This is a genomic window from Roseburia sp. TF10-5 (genome assembly GCF_003462365.1).
GTDB classification, from domain to species: Bacteria; Bacillota; Clostridia; order Lachnospirales; family Lachnospiraceae; genus Roseburia; species Roseburia faecis.
In genome coordinates, this window is the sequence record NZ_QTYW01000008.1 from 50,063 (window position 1) to 67,913 (window position 17,851).

At 46.5% G+C, this 17,851-nt stretch carries 19 protein-coding genes; 1 reads left to right on the forward strand and 18 read right to left on the reverse strand.

Going from position 1 to position 17,851, the window contains the following annotated elements:
- Nucleotides 1-21 precede the first annotated feature (21 nt).
- From DXD06_RS09555 to DXD06_RS09640, 17 genes are all read right to left on the reverse strand, one after another.
- Complete coding sequence (locus DXD06_RS09555) at nt 22-1,227, reverse strand: hypothetical protein (RefSeq protein ID WP_330418183.1); 1,206 nt, start codon at nt 1,225-1,227, stop codon at nt 22-24.
- Nucleotides 1,202-1,465: a DUF4315 family protein gene (locus tag DXD06_RS09560; RefSeq protein ID WP_117831469.1), complete on the reverse strand. Its 264-nt coding sequence runs from the start codon at nt 1,463-1,465 to the stop codon at nt 1,202-1,204. Before DXD06_RS09560 ends, DXD06_RS09555 begins: the two co-directional genes overlap by 26 nt.
- An 18-nt stretch (nt 1,466-1,483) precedes the next feature.
- The gene (locus DXD06_RS09565; RefSeq protein WP_117831470.1) at nt 1,484-4,087 is read right to left on the reverse strand and encodes a CD1108 family mobile element protein; all 2,604 of its coding nucleotides are present in this window, start codon (nt 4,085-4,087) and stop codon (nt 1,484-1,486) included.
- A complete protein-coding gene (locus DXD06_RS09570; RefSeq protein ID WP_117831471.1) occupies nt 4,088-6,559 on the reverse strand; it encodes a VirB4-like conjugal transfer ATPase, CD1110 family in 2,472 nt (823 codons plus the stop codon).
- Nucleotides 6,507-6,914: a PrgI family protein gene (locus tag DXD06_RS09575; RefSeq protein ID WP_117831472.1), complete on the reverse strand. Its 408-nt coding sequence runs from the start codon at nt 6,912-6,914 to the stop codon at nt 6,507-6,509. Before DXD06_RS09575 ends, DXD06_RS09570 begins: the two co-directional genes overlap by 53 nt.
- 12 nt (nt 6,915-6,926) lie before the next feature.
- Nucleotides 6,927-7,799 (reverse strand): VirB6/TrbL-like conjugal transfer protein, CD1112 family, encoded by an 873-nt coding sequence (locus tag DXD06_RS09580; RefSeq protein ID WP_117831473.1) that lies wholly within the window; start codon nt 7,797-7,799, stop codon nt 6,927-6,929.
- Nucleotides 7,800-7,802: 3 nt separating this feature from the next.
- On the reverse strand, nt 7,803-7,871 hold the full coding sequence (locus DXD06_RS18000) for a hypothetical protein (RefSeq protein ID WP_208913923.1): 69 nt from the start codon (nt 7,869-7,871) through the stop codon (nt 7,803-7,805).
- A gap of 104 nt (nt 7,872-7,975) precedes the next feature.
- Complete coding sequence (locus DXD06_RS09590; RefSeq protein WP_005335872.1) at nt 7,976-9,646, reverse strand: recombinase family protein; 1,671 nt, start codon at nt 9,644-9,646, stop codon at nt 7,976-7,978.
- A complete protein-coding gene (locus tag DXD06_RS09595) occupies nt 9,647-9,844 on the reverse strand; it encodes a hypothetical protein (RefSeq protein ID WP_002595102.1) in 198 nt (65 codons plus the stop codon). It lies immediately after the preceding gene.
- Between the two features lie 241 nt (nt 9,845-10,085).
- On the reverse strand, nt 10,086-11,423 hold the full coding sequence (locus DXD06_RS09605; RefSeq protein WP_117831474.1) for a virulence-associated E family protein: 1,338 nt from the start codon (nt 11,421-11,423) through the stop codon (nt 10,086-10,088).
- Nucleotides 11,392-12,036 carry a CHC2 zinc finger domain-containing protein gene (locus tag DXD06_RS09610; RefSeq protein WP_002595104.1) on the reverse strand — a complete coding sequence of 215 codons (645 nt, stop codon included), beginning with the start codon at nt 12,034-12,036 and terminating at the stop codon, nt 11,392-11,394. The genes DXD06_RS09605 and DXD06_RS09610 overlap by 32 nt, the downstream gene beginning before the upstream one ends.
- Before the next feature lie 66 nt (nt 12,037-12,102).
- Nucleotides 12,103-13,677, reverse strand: a complete 1,575-nt coding sequence (mobQ, locus tag DXD06_RS09615; protein ID WP_002595105.1) for a MobQ family relaxase — start codon at nt 13,675-13,677, stop codon at nt 12,103-12,105.
- 103 nt (nt 13,678-13,780) lie between these two features.
- Entirely contained in the window at nt 13,781-14,197 is a 417-nt protein-coding gene (locus tag DXD06_RS09620; protein WP_002595106.1) for a hypothetical protein, read from the reverse strand.
- A 2-nt stretch (nt 14,198-14,199) separates the two neighbouring features.
- Nucleotides 14,200-14,397 carry a helix-turn-helix transcriptional regulator gene (locus DXD06_RS09625; protein ID WP_002595107.1) on the reverse strand — a complete coding sequence of 66 codons (198 nt, stop codon included), beginning with the start codon at nt 14,395-14,397 and terminating at the stop codon, nt 14,200-14,202.
- 317 nt (nt 14,398-14,714) lie between these two features.
- Nucleotides 14,715-15,011 carry a DUF3847 domain-containing protein gene (locus DXD06_RS09630; RefSeq protein ID WP_005335898.1) on the reverse strand — a complete coding sequence of 99 codons (297 nt, stop codon included), beginning with the start codon at nt 15,009-15,011 and terminating at the stop codon, nt 14,715-14,717.
- Nucleotides 15,004-15,345: a DeoR family transcriptional regulator gene (locus tag DXD06_RS09635; protein ID WP_005335900.1), complete on the reverse strand. Its 342-nt coding sequence runs from the start codon at nt 15,343-15,345 to the stop codon at nt 15,004-15,006. The genes DXD06_RS09630 and DXD06_RS09635 overlap by 8 nt, the downstream gene beginning before the upstream one ends.
- A complete protein-coding gene (locus DXD06_RS09640; protein WP_002304353.1) occupies nt 15,342-15,530 on the reverse strand; it encodes a hypothetical protein in 189 nt (62 codons plus the stop codon). The genes DXD06_RS09635 and DXD06_RS09640 overlap by 4 nt, the downstream gene beginning before the upstream one ends.
- A gap of 482 nt (nt 15,531-16,012) precedes the next feature.
- Here DXD06_RS09640 and DXD06_RS09650 point away from each other — a divergent pair, with 482 nt between their 5' ends.
- The gene (locus tag DXD06_RS09650; protein WP_008372835.1) at nt 16,013-16,819 is read left to right on the forward strand and encodes a helix-turn-helix domain-containing protein; all 807 of its coding nucleotides are present in this window, start codon (nt 16,013-16,015) and stop codon (nt 16,817-16,819) included.
- 61 nt (nt 16,820-16,880) lie between these two features.
- On the opposite strand, the gene DXD06_RS09655 is transcribed toward DXD06_RS09650, so the two are convergent.
- On the reverse strand, nt 16,881-17,843 hold the full coding sequence (locus DXD06_RS09655; protein ID WP_005335911.1) for a DUF3658 domain-containing protein: 963 nt from the start codon (nt 17,841-17,843) through the stop codon (nt 16,881-16,883).
- Nucleotides 17,844-17,851: the final 8 nt, after the last annotated feature.

Sequence of the window (17,851 nt, forward strand, 5' to 3'; positions counted from 1 at the left end):
CATCCTCCCCGTCACGGTCAATTACCAGATAAAATACTTTTTCTCGGATGCAGTCTGGATTGTGTAAAATTCCTTGCCTTTTTCAGAAGTCTGACTGTCACTGCTCTGGTCTGCATCCTTAGAAGTATCTCCCGTACTTGGAAACTGCTTTGCTGTTGCGGAACTGCTTGAAGTTGTTCCACTGCCTGTCTGGGAAACTGTATTTCCATTCATATCCGTTTTTGTATGTTCTGTGACCTGTGCGGTTGCAGAGCTAGGTTTGGTTGCCGACGCATCCACCGGGAGCTGCTGTGCCGGATCTTTTTCATTGCTGTCCTTATTCTCCGGATCGGTGTAATACGGATTGGCTGTTTTATAGATTTCAGAGGTATTTCCTGCATTATCCATGGCAGAAATCGTGAAATACTGATACCCTGCATCGAACTGTTGCAGACGGATATTCAAGGCTCCATTCGTATGCTCTGTAAACTCATAGCCATTGACATAGATTGCCTTGATACCGGAATCCGTATCATGTGCCTGAATGCTCAAAAGACCGTCGCTGACTGCCGCATTTAAGGTAGGCTTGGTAAAATCAAAACACTTGATATAACGGTTTTTCTCGTAGGTCTTGCCCTTCTGATCTGTGACCTGCACATAAATGGTGCTGTTCTCGGAAATCTCTATGTACATATCCTCGGTAATATCTGTCCAGCTCCCATTCTGTCCGACTTTTGCCTTTACTGTCTGAATGGTAAAATTGCCGGATGCAATAGTATCCTCCACCTTGACTGTTACTTTCGTGGTATCGTTATGCCACCCAGAAGGTGTATTGATTGTAATTTTTACGCTCGGATTGATATAAGCACATTCCTTATAATCCTTTGCACACACCTCACAATCCTCATCCACCGCATACTGACTGCATTTTTCCTTGCAGGTGCATTTTGCGGAAGGCTGTGTTTCCTCGGTTGTGCCTTCTGTGGAATTTTCCGTTGTATTCTCTGTGGACTGCTCTATGTGATTTTCTCCACTACCGGAACTGTCCTTGTTATCATTACCGGACGCTGTGCTTTCTGCACTGCTTTCCTCTGCCGCACTTTCTGTTTTCTGCTCTGCTGTATCCTCCGCATGAACCTCCACAGTATTTGCCCTGTTTGCAAAAAATGCCCCAATCGGCATACAAAAAAGTATTGCCGACAGTATCAGGGACATTAGTGCCTTAACGGATAACTTCTTCATTTTCATTGGTCGAATCCTCCTTTTCCTGTTCCCGTTTCTGTAATAAATTTCTGACTTCATCCTCACTGAGCTTATTAAGCATCTGCAATCGCTCGGATGAGATTTTATATTTCCGTATGATCTTCATGGCTTCGGCATCCTCCGCCATCTGTTTCTGCTCTGCAAGGTCTTTTTCCTTTGCCTGTAGCTGTGCTATCTGCTCCCTGACCTTTTTAAGCTGTGAATTGATTCGCTCTACTGACAAAAATAATTCCTCCCTTCGCTAATTCAATCTTCCAAAACCATAAAAATGGCTCTGCCAGTAAGAGGTATTGATTGAGGTGTACTGGATTGGATCGCCACAATGCACCATCGTACCGTTTCCGCAGTAAATGCCAACGTGTGTAACCGGACGTCCCGCATTATAAGTTCCGGTAAAAAAGATAATATCCCCTGCCTTTGCGTCTGCCGCTGATACCGGAGTACACTGGTCATAAATGCCCTGTGCGGTGGTTCTTGGCAGGTTATGTACGCCGCTGTTTGTAAATACCCAACATACAAAGCCAGAACAATCAAAACTTGCCGGAGCTGTTCCTCCAAAGGTGTATGGCATTCCCAGATACCTGTTAGCTTCACGCATGAGCGTCTGTACGGTTGCATCATCATAAGATTCCGGTGGTATCACATTGCCGGTTCCTCCTCCGGTGCCGCCCGGTGTTTCTCCATAAATGGTCTGCTCTCCTGCTTCAAAGTAAAATAACGGGTTATAATACTCCCCGTTATACAGACATTCAATATGAAGGTGGCTTCCCATACTACTTCCCGTATTGCCACTTTTTCCAATGTTAGCACCCTTTTTAACGCTCTGTCCTGCGGACACATTTAAGCTATCCATGTGGGCATATTTTGTGGTATATCCCTTACTGTCCGTAATCACCACATAATTCCCATAATAGGAATCGTAAGCCGCTTCCATAACCGTTCCGTCATGTGCTGCATGTACCATGGTTCCGGTCGGTACTGCTATATCCACACCCCTGTGAAGCTCCTCGTCTCCTGTGTTTGGATTTTTCCGGTAGCCATAATAACTGCTGATATAGTAATACCAGTAATAATCAACCGGAGAAGCAAAGACCTGTAAGCCGCCCTTTGTCTCCGTATAAGCTCCAAAAATTTCCGTCTGCTCGCTGTCCATGCGTCCAGCAACAATGCTCTCAAGCGGTGTGACCGTAAGTGTGACACGAAGAATTGTTACGGTATATTCTTCTTCCTCCTCATACTCGTATTCCTCGGTATGGGTAGTCCCGTCCGGATTTGTTATTATTCTGGTTCCGGTCTTTGTGACTGTCCTTGTCCGTGTTTCCTCTACTTCCTCGGTAGTGAGTGAATACATGGCATCAAATAATTCCTGAATCTCACTCTCTATTCCTGCGGCAGTAAATTCCGTATGGACTGCGGAAAGATAACTGATCAGTGTGTACGGATCATGCCCGATTGCACCAAGGTTATAATCGTATTCATCGTATCCCGGATAATCAGTTTCAATCCGGTCAATCTTGTTTTGCAGCTCCATTTCCTTTTCTGTAAAAGATAAATCTGCTGCATCAATCTCTGCCGGAAGGCTAAGATATGTGCTTGCCATCGTTGTTGTCACAGTTCCGGTAAACATGGAACCGCAGCTTGATAATGCCGACATGATCATAATAAGCAGAAGTGCAAAAATACCGACTGTGATAATGAGTGTTTTATTTTTCGTGGCAATCTCCTGTAACTTCTTTGCAATCCCGGTTGCAGCATTGGCTGTCTTTGTAAATGTTTCCTTTGCAGTCTTGGCTTCTGCTCCTGCCCGCCTTGCCTTGGCATACTCACGCTTGATGCGCTGTTTCTGTAGCTGCCTTTGTAACTGTTTCTTTGGACTGTTGCCCTTTAGATGTGGATTTTCACTGATGAATTTCTCATACTCCAGCTTCATATCTGCTGTGACCTGCTTTTTCTGCAATCGCTCTAGGCGGTCACGCTTTCTCTGTGCCTTGCTCTTGCGGTGATACTTCATATAGTGATAAATGTCCTCGGCACGCTGTTCCGTCTTGTGTGCACCCTCAACCGCAGAATTGTCCCTTTCTGTTTCTGCAATCTTACGATGCACAAAATACATATTTTCCGTTTGCAGCTTATGAACCGCAGTCTTTCCCAGACCATCCTGCTTAAATGGCTTCTCCACATCTACCGGAACTACGATATATTTTGCTTTTCCGTTCTGTTCATCAAAGACACGTTTCATCTCATAATGCCGCTTTTTCGGCATCTTGTCCTTTGCTTTCTGCAACTTCTGACGACTCTTTTTCGACTTATCAAAAGCCTTCTGTACTTTTTTGTCGGTAAATTCTTCCGCCTGCCCCTGCGAAAATGTGGCATCCTTTGTCTGGAAATCTCCATAATCGGACTGCTTTGTATTTTCTGACTTCGCACGCTCTCTGTGTGCGTGTTCTCTCTGCACACGCCTTTTGTGATATTTTCCTTTTTCCTCAGACCGTTGGTAGGTGTCCCTGACATGAACCTTGTTTTCTATCGTGCTGTCAGAAGATGTTTCAAAATCACTCTGCTCATCCTGCATGAAACTGTTTTCCTTTAAGAATGCCTTTTCCGCTTCGGCTTCCGACTTCTGGACGCTGTGACCAGAAGTTGCATTTCTTCTATGACTGCCATGGTTCGCATCTCTTGGCAGATTGCTCACAGGCTTCATATTGGCATGAAACTGATTTTCCACAGAAAAGGTGTTGTCCTGCCTGTGTTCTGTATGCTTTGCTCCAGTCACTTCCTTATCTTTGGAAAATATCTCTTTTTCAAATGCCTTTGCCGCCTGCTTTTTCTGTCTCTTTTCTGCCATTTATACTGCGTCCTCCTTCTGCACTGATTCCTCCGGCTTGGTATTCATAATTCTGTAGGTCTTGGTGTCTGTCGGGTATTTATTCACGAAGGGAATTACCACGTTATCAAACAGTATCAGACCACTTCCCGGCTCAGAGTTGGTAACATAGGAAAGCTGCTTATCAGAAAGTCCCAGCTTATCAGCGAGGATTGCCTGATCTTTGGCATTCTGATTTAACAGATACACAAAATCGCTGTTACCCAAAATACCCTCAATCTCCTCAGAACGGAGAAAATCGCCCACATTCTGCGTCAAGCCTGTCGGTATTCCGCCCCATTTTCTGAAACGCTTCCAGATTTCCACAGAGTAGATAGCGGTCTGCTTCTCCTTCAGAAGAAGGTGAAACTCATCACAGTAATAACGGGTTGCAATCTTTCGCTCCCTGTTCTGCGATACCCTGTTCCAAACCGCATCCTGCACGATCAACATTCCAAGTTCCTTTAACTGATTTCCCAAGTCTCTGATGTCAAAGCACATGATACGGTTGCCGCTGTCTACGTTGGTATGGTGATTGAAGTAATTCTGGGAACCATGCACATACAGTACAAGGCTGTTTGCGATACGCTCTGCCTTTGGATTCTTATGCTTCAGAAGTGCATTGTATAAATCCTCCAGTATCGGCATATTTTCCGGCACCGGATTTTCAAAATACTTGTCATAAATATGGCGGATACATTCGTCGATGATACCTTTCTCGTCGTTCTCCAGACCGTCCTTGCCACCTGCGATCAGATCACATAATGTTATGATAAAATCCGATTTCAGTTTTAATGCTTCCTTATCCCCCTTATGGCTCAACTGAATATCCATAGGGTTCAGATAGTCTTTGGAATTGGTGGCAAGTTTTACCACCTGTCCATGTAGTGCTGCCACAAGAGCAAAATACTCTCCCTCCGGATCGCAGATGATAATATCGTCCTTTGTGATAAGAAAACAGCTTAAAATCTCACGCTTTGCACTAAAACTCTTACCACTTCCGGGAGTACCTAAGATAACTCCGTTTGGTGTACGGAGCCTTTTGCGGTCTGCCATGATCATGTTGTTGCTGAGTGCATTTAATCCGTAATAGATTGCCGGAGCAGGCATAAATAATTCCTGTGTGCAGAATGGTACTAAAATTGCGGTACTCTTCGTGGAAAGGGTACGCTCAATTCCGGTTTCATTACACCCAATCGGTGCAGATGCCATAAGGCCCTGCTCCTGTAAATACTGTAAACATCTAAGGTCACAGTTTGCCTGCTGAATAATACCGGACACCCTCTGCATTAAGCTCTCCAGTTCCCGCTTGGTTCTGCCATAACAGGTAATAAGGAATGTCATGTTGATCATCTTCTGGTTGCTCGTATTCAAATCATCGAGAAATTCCAGCGTGTCCTTTTCATAAGTCACGATGTCTGTTGGAAGAATATCCATATCGTAGCCACTTCGGACTGCCTTTTTCTGTTCCTCAATCTTCATTTTCTGGATATTGGAAATGACCGCTTTTAACTTCTTGATTGCCTTTACCGGATCTTCCGTCTGCATGTGCATGGAGATAGTAAGGTTGGCATCAATATCAAGAAGCTGCTTGATCAGCTCGTCCGTAAATTTCGGTGTGATAATATCCAGATAGGATACACAGCCATACATATTTCCCGACTTAAAGCGGTTCGGATAGCGGAAATCAAATCCCGGCGGTGCAATATAGTCCTTGACCGACTTGCCGGATTCTGCCAGATCCTTAAACGAAAAACGGAAAGGCTCCATGGTATCCTGATTAAAATATTCATGCAGGATGCGCAGTCTTTCCTTTCCGTCCAGTCCCCTCGCAAGGGTTCCTATGTTATTTAAGTTCCGTATAACATCTTTCTCGATGTTATTAAGGCGGCTCTTGGCTTCCTTGTAGCCATTGCTCTCCACACCAAAAATCAGATATTTTGACTTGATGATGCCGTTATTTCCCTTTGCCGCCTGTTTCTTTAACATCTCCGTGTATTCCTCACGAATGTCGTTAAAATCATCCTCCTGCCACGGAATGTCAAACTGTTCCGTAAGCATCTGTTCGTTGACCTGCCTGTTGAAAAGCACCAGTTCAAACCTCACAGACGGATCAAAATAATTGATGAGCTTGCTGTACTGTGCCAGTATATCCGCCTGCTCATCCACTTCCAGAAGCGAATAGTTTATATCAAAAAATTCCACCATCTTTGTATAATAACGGTGGCTGACCTGACAGATACCGTCACGGAACATCTTTTCAAAAGTAATCGTCTTTTGTGCGGTAGTCGGCTTTTCTTTCTCATTGCTCTTTCCCGATAAAATATGTTTCAACTGTATAAGACGCTTCTTCTCTGAAAAGGTAAGTCCACCGCTTTTGCTGTTATTCCTGCTATTGCCCTTATAACTGCTTTTTCTGCGGCTTTCCGGTTCTGCCTTTTGCTTTTTCTTCAAGATAACAAACCTCCCTTCGTAATTTTTCTTTTTCTTCCAACTGCTTGTATAAGTTCTCTGACCGGTATGGTCTTATGCCCGGTGTGAGTATCTTCTGCCGGAGCATAAAATACAAAATCTTCTCTGCCGGAAATCCGTTTTTCTCATACATTGCAAAAAAGAAGAACGGAAGCATTGCTCCCATCATAAGAAGTGATGCGGCTGATGTTCCGATCAGTCCCTTGGTTAAAAAATACAAGGGTATCCCGGCTACTGCCGCACCGCTGAAACAGATGATCTGTCTCTTTGTTAAGTTCAGTGCCACTTTTGTCTTGATACCGGACAAATCCTTCGGCACCTGCACGGATATTGCCATATCGTTCCTCCCTTAGTGCGCATTCCAGATAGATTTCGATAATGAACCAGTCTTAAAGAGTGAAAAGCATAAAATAACGGTATATGCTGCCACCGACCAGAGTGCCGTATGCAGGTTGTCGGATACTGCCACACCAGCCACAAGCACTGCATAGATTGCAACGCATACCATCATAAAAAATCCCTGAAATGCTAGAGCACAAAGCCCCTTAAAATAATTCGTTCCTATCGTTCCCCATTCCCGGTTGGTTACGGTTGCACAGGGAACAGGTGCTACTGATACATAAAGATATATTTCAATCATTCGCCCATAAAGAATGACGGTGATAAGGACTGACATGATTTTCATACATAAACTGACGATCATGGTCTCCATTCCCAGTCCCAACAGCTCTCCTATGCTCATTTCCGAAAACTGCTCATTGAACATCGTCTGCAGCGTACTTGAAACATCAATACTGGTTTCCCCGCTGATTGCTGCCGCTGCGGAATTGACGATGTGGCTTCCCACATCAAATACCGCCATTACAATGTCAAAAGTCTTGCTTAACAGCATGACTGCAATACACGCTTTCATAAAAAAACGGATAAAAATTGCCGTATTGAAGTCATGCAGATTATTCTTGTCAATAACCATGGAAATAAGCTCGTAGACGAGTACAAAACTGATGATCATTCCCGCTATGGGAATCATCACGTTATCGGACAGGGTTTTTATCATGTCAAAAATACCGGAGTTCCAAGTGCTGGGAGTTTTGCTGACCTCCCCTGCAATCGTGCCTACCTTGTCATTGACATCGGTAAACATGGTTTCAAAGTTTGTCAGCACCCATCCCTGCAACAGTTCCTTTATGAATTCAGTAATCTTATCAATGATCCCGCCCATGAATTATGAGAACAGTGTGGTAAGCTGTGGAATTACCGTCTGTGCCACAATGATGATGCCACCGCCACTCATAAGCTGTTTTATCCCCAATTAGGTGTAAAATTCTGCTCGATGGCGGGCGGCGGCGTACAAAAATCTATATGGTGTTTTTAAGAGAACCATCCAGGCGGGACAGGTCAGGCAGTGACCTGTTCCACCTCCGGGATGGGTTTGAGATTAAAATGAATTTCGATAGAAATGTGTCTTGTTTTATCTTCGTCAATGCGCTCATGCACGACGATTTCTTTGATTAAGCGGTTAAGGGTGGCTGCATCCAGCTCTGTGATGTTGGCGTATTCCTGAATGGCTTCCACCCATTGTTTTGCATCATTGGCAAGCTGGACTTCATCGGACAGCCGCTTTCTGCCCTCGGACACTTTTGTTTTAAGCTCCGTCTGCTCGGTCTGCGTCTTTTCCAGCATGGTGTTGAAGTTCTGCTCACTGATACGCCCTGCAATCATATCCTCATAAAGCCGCATTACCATTTTGTCCAGAACCTCAATCCGTTCCTCGTCCCTTGTAAGGGAGCGTTCCATTGCTTCCCGCTGTTCCCGCTGCTCGGCTTCACAGGTATTGGTCAGGCGGTCGGCAACCGCTTCTCCGTCCATCAGGGCAGCTCTGGCACATTCCCGGATTTTCCGCAGCACATGACTGTAAAGGGTGTCATAATCAATCCGGTGCTGGGTGCAGTGGTTCTTTCCAAAGGCATTGTAGGTCTTGCAGGAGTAAATCCGCTGGGGATGTTTTGCGTTTGTGTAGCGTATCGTCAGCGACTTCCCACACTCGCCGCATTTTATCAGTCCGGCAAACAGGCTGATTTCATTGGTCTGCCCCGGACGCTGGCGGGATTTCAGCTTGTTCTGCACAATATCAAAGCTCATGCGGTCAATCAGCGGTTCGTGCTGTCCCTCAACCACAACCCAGTCCTCCGGTTTCTTTTCCCCAATCGTGCCGATTTTGAAGCGGTAGTCTTTTTTCTGGGAAGCAATCGCCCCGGTGTAGACGGGATTCATCAAAAGGTCTTTGATAACGGAGAAGTCCCACATATACCGCCCGTTTTCCGGGTCTTTCTTTTCCCATTTGGTGCGGGTATTGCGAAGCCCCCGTTCCCGGTTCCACCATGTGGGGCAGGGGATTTTTTCTTCCTCCAGCCGTCTGCGGATATAGTTCGGACCATGACCGTTTAGGGCATATCCGAAAATCAGCCGCACAATCGGGGCGGTTTCCTCGTCAATGAGCAGATGGTTTTTGTCCTCCGGGTCTTTCCGATACCCAAACGGGGCAAGACACCCGGTAAACTGTCCTTTCTGCGCTTTCAGAAGATAAGAGGAATGGACTTTCTTGGAAATATCCTTGCTGTACATCTCGTTCAGGATATTCTTGAACGGGGCAATGTCGTTGTTATCCCGTAAGGTGTCGATACCGTCATTCATGGCGATATAGCGCACCCCGTTTCTTGGGAAAAAGTCCTCAATCAAATGCCCGGTTTGCAGATAGTTACGCCCCAGTCGGCTGAGGTCTTTCGTGATAACAAGGTTGATTTGCCTGCGCTCAATGGATCTCAACATTCTCTGTAAATCAGGACGCTCCATATTAAGACCTGTGAAGCCATCGTCCTGATAGACTGCCACAACCTCCCATCCCTGCTTTTCGCAGTATTTTTCCAGCATATCACGCTGGTTTGCGATACTGGCACTTTCGCCTTGCAGGTCATCGTCCTTTGACAGTCTGCAATAGACCGCTGCACGATAGCCCCCGGCAAGTGCCGAACCGATTGTTCTGTATTCCATTTCGTTCATCATAGCCATTTACCCACACAATCCAGACGGTATCCGGCTCTTTTGAACCTCATCTTCATTATACTTCAATTCTTTCTTTTTAGCAAGATATTCTTTTGTATTTGTCTTGCCGTATTTCTGGGAAATCAGGCTGACGAACACATCGGTGGCGTCCAGCTCCCCGTCAAATACAGTGGTCACATGAATCTCTGTTTTGTTTTTTGCCATAGGCAGTTATCCTCCATACATGAAAATAGCCAGACAGAGGGTGTCGGCAACGAAGTCCGGCAACGGGCTTCAAAAGACCTTGCAAACAATCTCAATCTGGCGGTGGTTACTATTTATACTTTTCTTTTATTTTTCTGTTGTTTTGGTTGTCATAGGGGAGAAAAGCCCGCAGTTATGGGTTTTTCCCCGGCAACCGGCTCGGCAACGGGATAGCAACGAAGTCGGCAACGGGCTGTCATTTTCAGAATGGAAGCTCCATCTGCTCCGTGACCTCCACAAAACCGTCCATAGATTTTTCGGGCGGGTTGTCGGTGTCCGTTGCCGGGATTTCACGCTCCCAGCCCTTTTGTCTGCCATATTCCGCAAACATTCTTGGATTGGAAAAGTAGTTCCACCCGGTAATGCACTGGTTCATTATCTCGTTGATTTCCCGGATTTCCCATTGCTTCGGCTCGTCAAAGGTGTGATTTAAGGCTTCCTTGTAGAGCTGCTTGGAACAGATCGTTTCCCCGGTGTACTTATCAAGGTAAGCCTGTATCATCCCGGCTTTGGTGTCCTCCGGCATAAAATCCCGCTGGTGTTCTTTGAGATACCGCTGCATGGCTGGGCTGAATGACAGCTTGTACCTGCCGCTTCGGTAAATCTCCATTGCTTCCGCCCACATCTGGCTGATATAGGCTCTGGAAGCGGCTTCGTCCTCCAAAATGTGAACCTCGGCTTGCTCCGGGTACACCATGACCGGGATAAATCGGCGGTTGCCGGAACGGTCAAGGGGGAGAAAGTCAAGGGCGTTGGAAGTACCGCCGAACACGCACTGACGGGGACGGTCTGCCGGGTGGGTTTCATAGGGTATCTTATAAACCTCTTTCTGTCGGCTTAGAAAAGACTTGATTTCCTCAATGCTCTTGGCATTGGCGGTTGCCATCATTTCCGACATTTCAATTATCCAGTGACCTTGCAGCTTGCGGTACACGTTATCATCGTCCAGCTTCCGCAAATCATCGGAAAACCACTCGTCCCGGACTGCCAGCAGACGGAAGAAGGTGGACTTGCCAGCCCCCTGACCGCCTACCAGACACAGCATGATTTCAAACTTGCTTCCGGGCTTAAATGCCCTTGTAATCGCCCCCAAAAGAAACAGCTTTAGGGCTTCATAGGTGTAATCGTCCACATCCGCCCCCAGAAAGTGCCGCAGACAGAAGCGGATGCGCTCCGTCCCGTCCCATGCAAGGCTGTTCAGAAAATCCCGGATGGGGTGGTACTTATTCTCATTCGCCACAATCCCGATGGCGGTTTCAATCTTTTTCTCACTGGTCAGCCCGTAGGTTTCCTCCAGATAGAGAAGCAGATACTTCATGTCTGTATCGGTCAGGGCTGTGCTTTCTCTGTGAAAACCGATGGGCTTTATGATGTCCTTTCGGTCGGTCAGGATGTTATAGGCGATTGCCCCGGCAAGCACCGGGTCACGCTGGAATACGGTCAGGCAGTTCCGTATGCTCTGGCGGACACCGCCTTTCTCGGTGGTTTCCAGAGTTGCCTTTACTTCCTCAACGCTCTGGGGCGGCTGCATGGCGTTCATGGTGTTTTTTAGTTCTTGCTGCGTCTGCGGCGGCAAGCTCTGCCATTCGCTGTTCAAGCTGTATCACATCCTTTCCATGTTCCGTAATCAGTGAAGCGATTTCCTCCGTATCCCCAAACAGCAGCACATCCAGCAGATATTCCACATGGGCTTGCTTCTGCAAGGCTTCCACGAACCGGGGATGAAACGCTTCCTCCGGGGAGTGCGGGGCATAGTCGGTTTTCCATACCCGTAAGAGGTGTAGATAATCGGCAAGGACACGGAAGCAATGTGCCTTTGCTTCCCGGAACTGTTCTTCCGGGGATTTCTGCCGGGGCTTGGGCTTCCTTGCCCTGCCCGGTGGCTTCCAGTCCTCATAGGCAAGCCCGAAGTCACTCGCCAACTGTGCGGCGGCTTCCTTTTTCCCCAGCCCGTACAGGGCAGCTACAAAATCAATCACATCCCCATCTGCACCACATCCGAAGCAGTGGAAACGCTTGTCCAGCTTCATGCTGGGGGTCTTATCGTTGTGGAACGGGCAGCAAGCCATCCCGTTTCTGTTTACCCGGATTCCGTAATGCTCCGCAGCCTGTCTTGTCGTAACGGACTGCTTCACAGCTTCAAATACATTCAAATCAATTCCTCCTTGTAAAAAAGAAAAGGCACTTATCATTCTCAATCTGAAAATGGCAAGTGCCTGTTAAAGTTCCATATCCTGTTGTTTGTGTTTCGTCTGCGCCGGGGCGTTTTTCTGTGCTCTCTTCTCGTCAGCCTTATCCTGCAAGACTTCTTTGAGGGGCTGCTTCTTGGGCGGCTCTTTGCTTTCCTCTGTGCCGGGTGTGGCTTTCCGTACCCAGTAGCGGATGTCCCACAGCTTCTTCAAATCTTCCTGCACCTCGGTCAACGGTACTTTCAAGTCTGCGATTTCGTCCACAAGCTTCGCCTGTTCCTGCAAAAGCTCCTTTTTCGTGCTGTCCTTATCGTCCGGGTGCTTGGCAAGGTAGGCACTGGCTTTCTCAAACCGGGCAACCTCCGGGTGTTCCAGCTTGAATTTTTCCTTAGTTTTCTTGAAAAATATCTTCTGGTATTTCTCATAAACGGGCTTACATTCCTTACAGTCCGTCCGGGCGGCAAGGATAGCGTCAATCACGTTGCTGCGGGTTTCCTTTGGCTTCATCTGCTTTCGGTAGTCGGCGGCAGATTTCCCGGACGTTTCTATAAAGTTTTCCAAATCCTCCACGGTGGAAAGTCCCTTTCTCTGGAGATAGGACAGGGCTTCGCTGACTGCCTTTAAGTCTTTGGAAGTCCCCCGGCTTTGTCCCGCCCGTGTCCAGCTGCTCCGTTCTGCCTTTCGTATCTCCATATACTTCATCAGCAGATTGGGAAGAAAGACCGCTTCCTCCGCAGCTTTTTGGGCAAGCAGTTCATTCCGCTTTTCGCTAAGCTCCGCAATCCAGCCTTTGAGATTTTTAATAAGCTGCCGGATGGACTTCATCAAACTATTGGCGGCTTTGATTTCTCGGTTCAGGTTGCCGATGTTCGTCTGAATCCCACGCTTTTCCATCTGCCGGACAGCAGCCCCTTCATGGACGGTAGGGATAATATCAAGCCCCTGTCTTTCGTAAGAACGGAGATCTACTCGTTCCGGGCGGTTGTTGGCTTCCAGATAGCGGTTTTGGATGACCTCCCATTCATGCCGCCAGATTTCGCCATATTTGCGGTCGTTCCAGTCAACCGTATCTTCCTTGTGGCTTTTCCACCTGCCGGACGGGAGCTTGATTCGTTCCCCGTTCTTATCAAGTTCATAGACCTTGCGGCTCTTGGGAAGCCATTTCCCACGCTCATCCATTGCCCGCATGGTCAGCATGACATGGGCGTGTGGGTTTCCGTCCCCTTTGTCATGGATGGCAAAATCCACGCACATTCCTTTGGAAACAAACTGCTGGCGGCAGAAATCCCGTACAAGGGCGGCGTACTGGTCGGGCGGTATCTCTCTGGGAATGGAAAGCACCCACCGCCTTGCAAGCTGGGAGTTCCATTGCTTCTCAACAGCTTCGGCAGCGTTCCAGAGGGTGTTGCGGTCTGTGTACTCCAGGGGAGCGTTTGCCGGGAGCAGGATTTCATTGTGGACGATACCACGCTTTTCCGGGTAGTGTTTTACTTCCTGGTCATATTCACAGAACAGCTTTTCGCCGCTCTGGTAAGCAGCGGCGGCAACCGCAGACTGGCGGTGGCTGCGCTGCACAATAGAGATTTCGTTGTGTGGACAGGGCATTTTGTGTTCCTCCTTTCCGTTTTTGGACATAGAAAAAGCAGGATACCTTTTCAGATTTCCTGCTTGTTGTGCCGCTGGGGGCGGCGGGTATTTAGTAATACATTTACATAGTTTTGTGCAAGTACCAAAGTCGCACAATAAATACAATTTGTCCAATAGCATAAGCCCCAATAATAGTGAAACATGGGACTACTGTCATATATCCGGTGAAAATCAAAGCAAAAATAGAAACAGCAATCGTAACATTCATTACCTTGAAGCCACTTGCCATAGCAGCATTACTAAGCGAAATATTTCTCTCGTCATTTTCCTCTATTTCCATTTCTTTGGTTTTCTTAACGAACAAGTCGCACACACCAGATACAATCAGCAAAATTCCAATGAGAGATGTACCTACTACTATTAAGTCGGGACGTGGCACAGGTATTATTTCATGTACTCCCAAACCGTATGTTAGCAATCCTCCCAGTAGAATAATCATTCCTGTAACTGTCATTAAAATCAACAACCTTTTTTTCATAATCAATCCTCCTCGTAAATAAAAATTTCTTCAATACTCATGTTGAAATATCTGGCAATCTTAAATGCCAACTGAATAGATGGGTTATAGCGTCCGTTTTCCAAAGAGCCGATGGTCTGTCGTGATACTTCCAATGCATTTGCTAAATCTTCTTGCTTTATGCCTCGTTGCTTTCGTAATTCTTCCAGGCGATTTTTCATGTCATCCTCCTCTCTTATGGAAAGTTAACTTTCCATGCTTCCATTATATCACATAGTTCTTTTATGTCAAGTTAGCTTTCCATTTGCATTATATTTTATGAAACTTATCGGCTGGGAACAGCTTGCAACGCAAGGTGTCCCCAGATGGCAAGTCCACAAAAGGGTAGCTGGCGGCAGCCAGCGCAGGGGAAGTGTAGCGTCCCCTGTTTGATTTGGAGCAGACCGTGGCTGCGGAAAATCACAGCCCTCCTGCAAGGAGCCTTCGGAGAACGCAATGCACCAACCTCTGGGTGGTGTATAATTGCGCCCTTAGTAAACTAAGGGGTTTCCGGCTTCTCCCGTTCCAGCAGTTTTTTCAATATATCTTGCGTGTCCTGCCTGTGAAAAATGAGTTTCAGCAACAGCATGACATCATCGTCCGTCAGGCGTTCCGGCTCTTGCAGAAAACTTTCCAGCATACCGCCACGAGTACAGAGCCGGTGCGTCCGTTCCTTTCGGGTAAGCTGCTTCAACTGGTGCTGCAATGCCTTTTCATCATTGATGGCTTTCCGCAGTTTCTTTTCGCTTTTCTCCAACTCCCGGTTGAGCTTTCCCAGCTTTGAGGTATCAGGCAAGGGTAGCGCCCTCCTTTCCCGGTATCAGCACATAAATCCTGTTCGGTTCTCCCACGCCCTGACGCACCCGCATGATAAGTCCGGCGGTTTCCAGTTCATTCAAAGAACGCTTGACCGTCATGAGGCTGCGGGACAGGACTGCGGCAATGGCTGTGATAGGGAAGCAGACAAAAAGAATCCCGTTCTCGTCCGCCTGCCCTCTGAAAAGCATAGCGTCCAACATCCGGCAGTACATGACCTTTGCGGTGCTGCTGACTGGAAATCCTGTCAACGCTCTGGGAAATGGCATACAGGGCGGCAATGGTGTGTCTATCGTCATAAATTCAAAATTCATTCGGTGTGTTCCTCCTTTTTCTTTGCTCGTTTGGATAAATAACGGGGGCAGTCAATCACAACCGCCCGGAAGCTCTGCTTGCACCCATGCTGGCATTTCCGGCATAATTCGTTGTAAGTGACACGCCCCCGGTCATTGAGGTAAAAGGAAAGCTCATGCTTCCGCTTTTTGCTCATTCTCGGCATGTTACGTTTCCTCCCGTTTTCGTGTATGGTTTCGGGGCGATTTTCGGCAAAATTACAGCCATAGAGCCGCTTAAAATCTCCCGAAGTCTCAGCGATAGGGTAGACTATCTCCCTATCAAATTGTCGTGTTTCGGTATCATTTCGGTGTCAGTTCGCCAGTTCTCCCCGGTGTCGTTCCTCCCCTGAATCTCACAGCGGCGTATCGCTCCCTTTGGTACGCTCGTTTCGGTCAGGGTTCCTCCATATCCCTGCCAAAAGTCATGGCGCTACATCGCCGGGGAAGCATATCCCACACAGGCTGGTCATTCGATTGGAATAATCCATCGATGAACTACCTGTATCATAGAACATTTTTGTGCCCTGTGCCGTATATCCACAAAGTAGGAATCAGGGGGAAAATCAGAAATTTCCACGATTGCGGAAAGTGTGATATAATCCAGTTAAACGGCAGAAATAAAACCACCGGAAAGGAGCGTGCGCCCATGAAAGTTGCAACAAGCATACAGGAACGCCTTTGGGAACTCCGCAAAGACAAAGGCTTAAATCTGGAAGAACTATCAAAGCTGACGGGCATTTCTAAATCAGCCCTTGGCAGTTATGAAAAAGAGGATTATAAGGAAATCAATCATGGCAACCTTATCACGCTGGCAGACTTCTATGGGGTTTCCGTCGATTATCTGCTGTGCCGGACAGAGAACAGGGAGCAGATCAACACGCCACTGACGGAGCTGCATTTGAACGATGAGATGGTGGCACTGCTGAAAAGCGGTCGGATTAACAACCGTCTGCTCTGCGAACTTGCCACCCATAAGGACTTTATCAAGTTTCTTGCGGACATTGAGATTTATGTGGACGGGATTGCCACCATGCAAATCCAAAATCTCAACTCCCTTGTTGATACCGTCCGGCATGAAATTATTGAACGGTATCGCCCCGGCGAAGATGACCCGCATTTGAAGGTGCTGCAAGCCGCACATATCAGTGATGATGAGTATTTCAGTCACATGGTTCTGGATGACCTCAACCTGATTATCCGGGATATTCGGGAATTCCACAAAAAGGACAGCGAGAGTGCGCCCCAAACTACCGTTGCCGATGAACTGAAAGAAAATCTGGAAGCGGTCGAAAATTTCAAGGGCAGTCGAGATGAAAAACTGGTTATCCTTTACTGCAAGCAGCTTGGTATCAACTATAAAAACCTGTCAGAAGAAGAATTTCGCTGGTTCATTCGTATTCTCAAAAAATCAAAGAAAATGGGAACACCTATCAGCCAGAGGAAAAAACGGTAAAGGAAAACCGCTGTTGCATGGTTTGTTGGATTCCATGTAGCAGCGGTTTGTGCTGTGGTTATTATTTCATTCGTTTTCTTAATATTCGGCGATAATTTGTTTCTCCCTTTGGTGCGTCCTGTATAATTTCCAACACACCATCTTCAAGCATTTTATCAATGCGATTGGAAATCCATACATCACTAATTCCAAGTTGATATTTTCCTAAAACATTACCTATGACAATAGCCATTTTGAATTGCTCTGGCTGTTCCGCAATTTCACGAAGAATGAAACTATCATATATATCTTCTGAAACGCTTTGCAATTTACCATTTAACATTGCACGCAAAGGTGCATTTTCATTTTGAAGTTGATTCCATTTCATAGTACAAGCTGAAAGAAATACAGGATTAGCTTTCTCTTGTAGAGTTATATAGTTTCCCCATTCGCCAGGAGAGACCTCGCCCCATGCTATTTTGGATGTCATAGTATTTTCTTTTCCATATTCCCATGTAGGTAACTTAACCAAATAAATTGTTGTCTGGCAGTTTAATGGTTGAAGTTGTTTCATAAGCCAATACATACCACAAAGCTCATCTGGATTATAGCTATACCAAATGCGAATTTCTTCCCCAGCTACATATCGTTCAATCACTGAGGTCAATGTAGTTTTAATTTTCTGTATTTTTTCTTCAACCTGATAATCTAAATCCTCTACAAAGCAGACAGACAGCATTTTCTTGAAAATATTTTTCCGCTGTTCGCCAATTCCATTATCAGAAATATCTCCCACACTAAGAGCCATATCAAAACAATAAACATCACTGCTCTTGCCTCCCAATGGAATAGCATTCTCCCAAGCAATGCGTTCTTGTTCCTGTGCTTGAAGCTGTGCCTTTTTCATTTCATCTGAAGATGGAACACTCCCGTCTTCGTGCCTCATAAATATTGAAACAGCACTTCCTCTATACTTTCCCTTGCCGTAAGTTTGGGCAATTTTCAAACTTCCACAGGCACTTTCACCAAATACAATTTCAATCATCTTATATA

What these genes read in the sequence shown, in the direction of transcription:
- DXD06_RS09605 (WP_117831474.1), bottom strand. Translation starts at nt 11,423, where the DNA reads ATGAACGCCATGCAGCCGCCCCAGAGCGTTGAGGAAGTAAAGGCAACT.
- DXD06_RS09655 (WP_005335911.1), bottom strand. Translation starts at nt 17,843, where the DNA reads ATGATTGAAATTGTATTTGGTGAAAGTGCCTGTGGAAGTTTGAAAATT.
- DXD06_RS09590 (WP_005335872.1), bottom strand. Translation starts at nt 9,646, where the DNA reads ATGGCTATGATGAACGAAATGGAATACAGAACAATCGGTTCGGCACTT.
- DXD06_RS09635 (WP_005335900.1), bottom strand. Translation starts at nt 15,345, where the DNA reads ATGAATTTTGAATTTATGACGATAGACACACCATTGCCGCCCTGTATG.
- DXD06_RS09555 (WP_330418183.1), bottom strand. Translation starts at nt 1,227, where the DNA reads ATGAAAATGAAGAAGTTATCCGTTAAGGCACTAATGTCCCTGATACTG.
- DXD06_RS09565 (WP_117831470.1), bottom strand. Translation starts at nt 4,087, where the DNA reads ATGGCAGAAAAGAGACAGAAAAAGCAGGCGGCAAAGGCATTTGAAAAA.
- mobQ (WP_002595105.1), bottom strand. Translation starts at nt 13,677, where the DNA reads ATGCCCTGTCCACACAACGAAATCTCTATTGTGCAGCGCAGCCACCGC.
- DXD06_RS09575 (WP_117831472.1), bottom strand. Translation starts at nt 6,914, where the DNA reads ATGGCAATATCCGTGCAGGTGCCGAAGGATTTGTCCGGTATCAAGACA.
- DXD06_RS09580 (WP_117831473.1), bottom strand. Translation starts at nt 7,799, where the DNA reads ATGGGCGGGATCATTGATAAGATTACTGAATTCATAAAGGAACTGTTG.
- DXD06_RS09595 (WP_002595102.1), bottom strand. Translation starts at nt 9,844, where the DNA reads ATGGCAAAAAACAAAACAGAGATTCATGTGACCACTGTATTTGACGGG.
- DXD06_RS09640 (WP_002304353.1), bottom strand. Translation starts at nt 15,530, where the DNA reads ATGCCGAGAATGAGCAAAAAGCGGAAGCATGAGCTTTCCTTTTACCTC.
- DXD06_RS09650 (WP_008372835.1), top strand. Translation starts at nt 16,013, where the DNA reads ATGAAAGTTGCAACAAGCATACAGGAACGCCTTTGGGAACTCCGCAAA.
- DXD06_RS09625 (WP_002595107.1), bottom strand. Translation starts at nt 14,397, where the DNA reads ATGAAAAATCGCCTGGAAGAATTACGAAAGCAACGAGGCATAAAGCAA.
- DXD06_RS09620 (WP_002595106.1), bottom strand. Translation starts at nt 14,197, where the DNA reads ATGAAAAAAAGGTTGTTGATTTTAATGACAGTTACAGGAATGATTATT.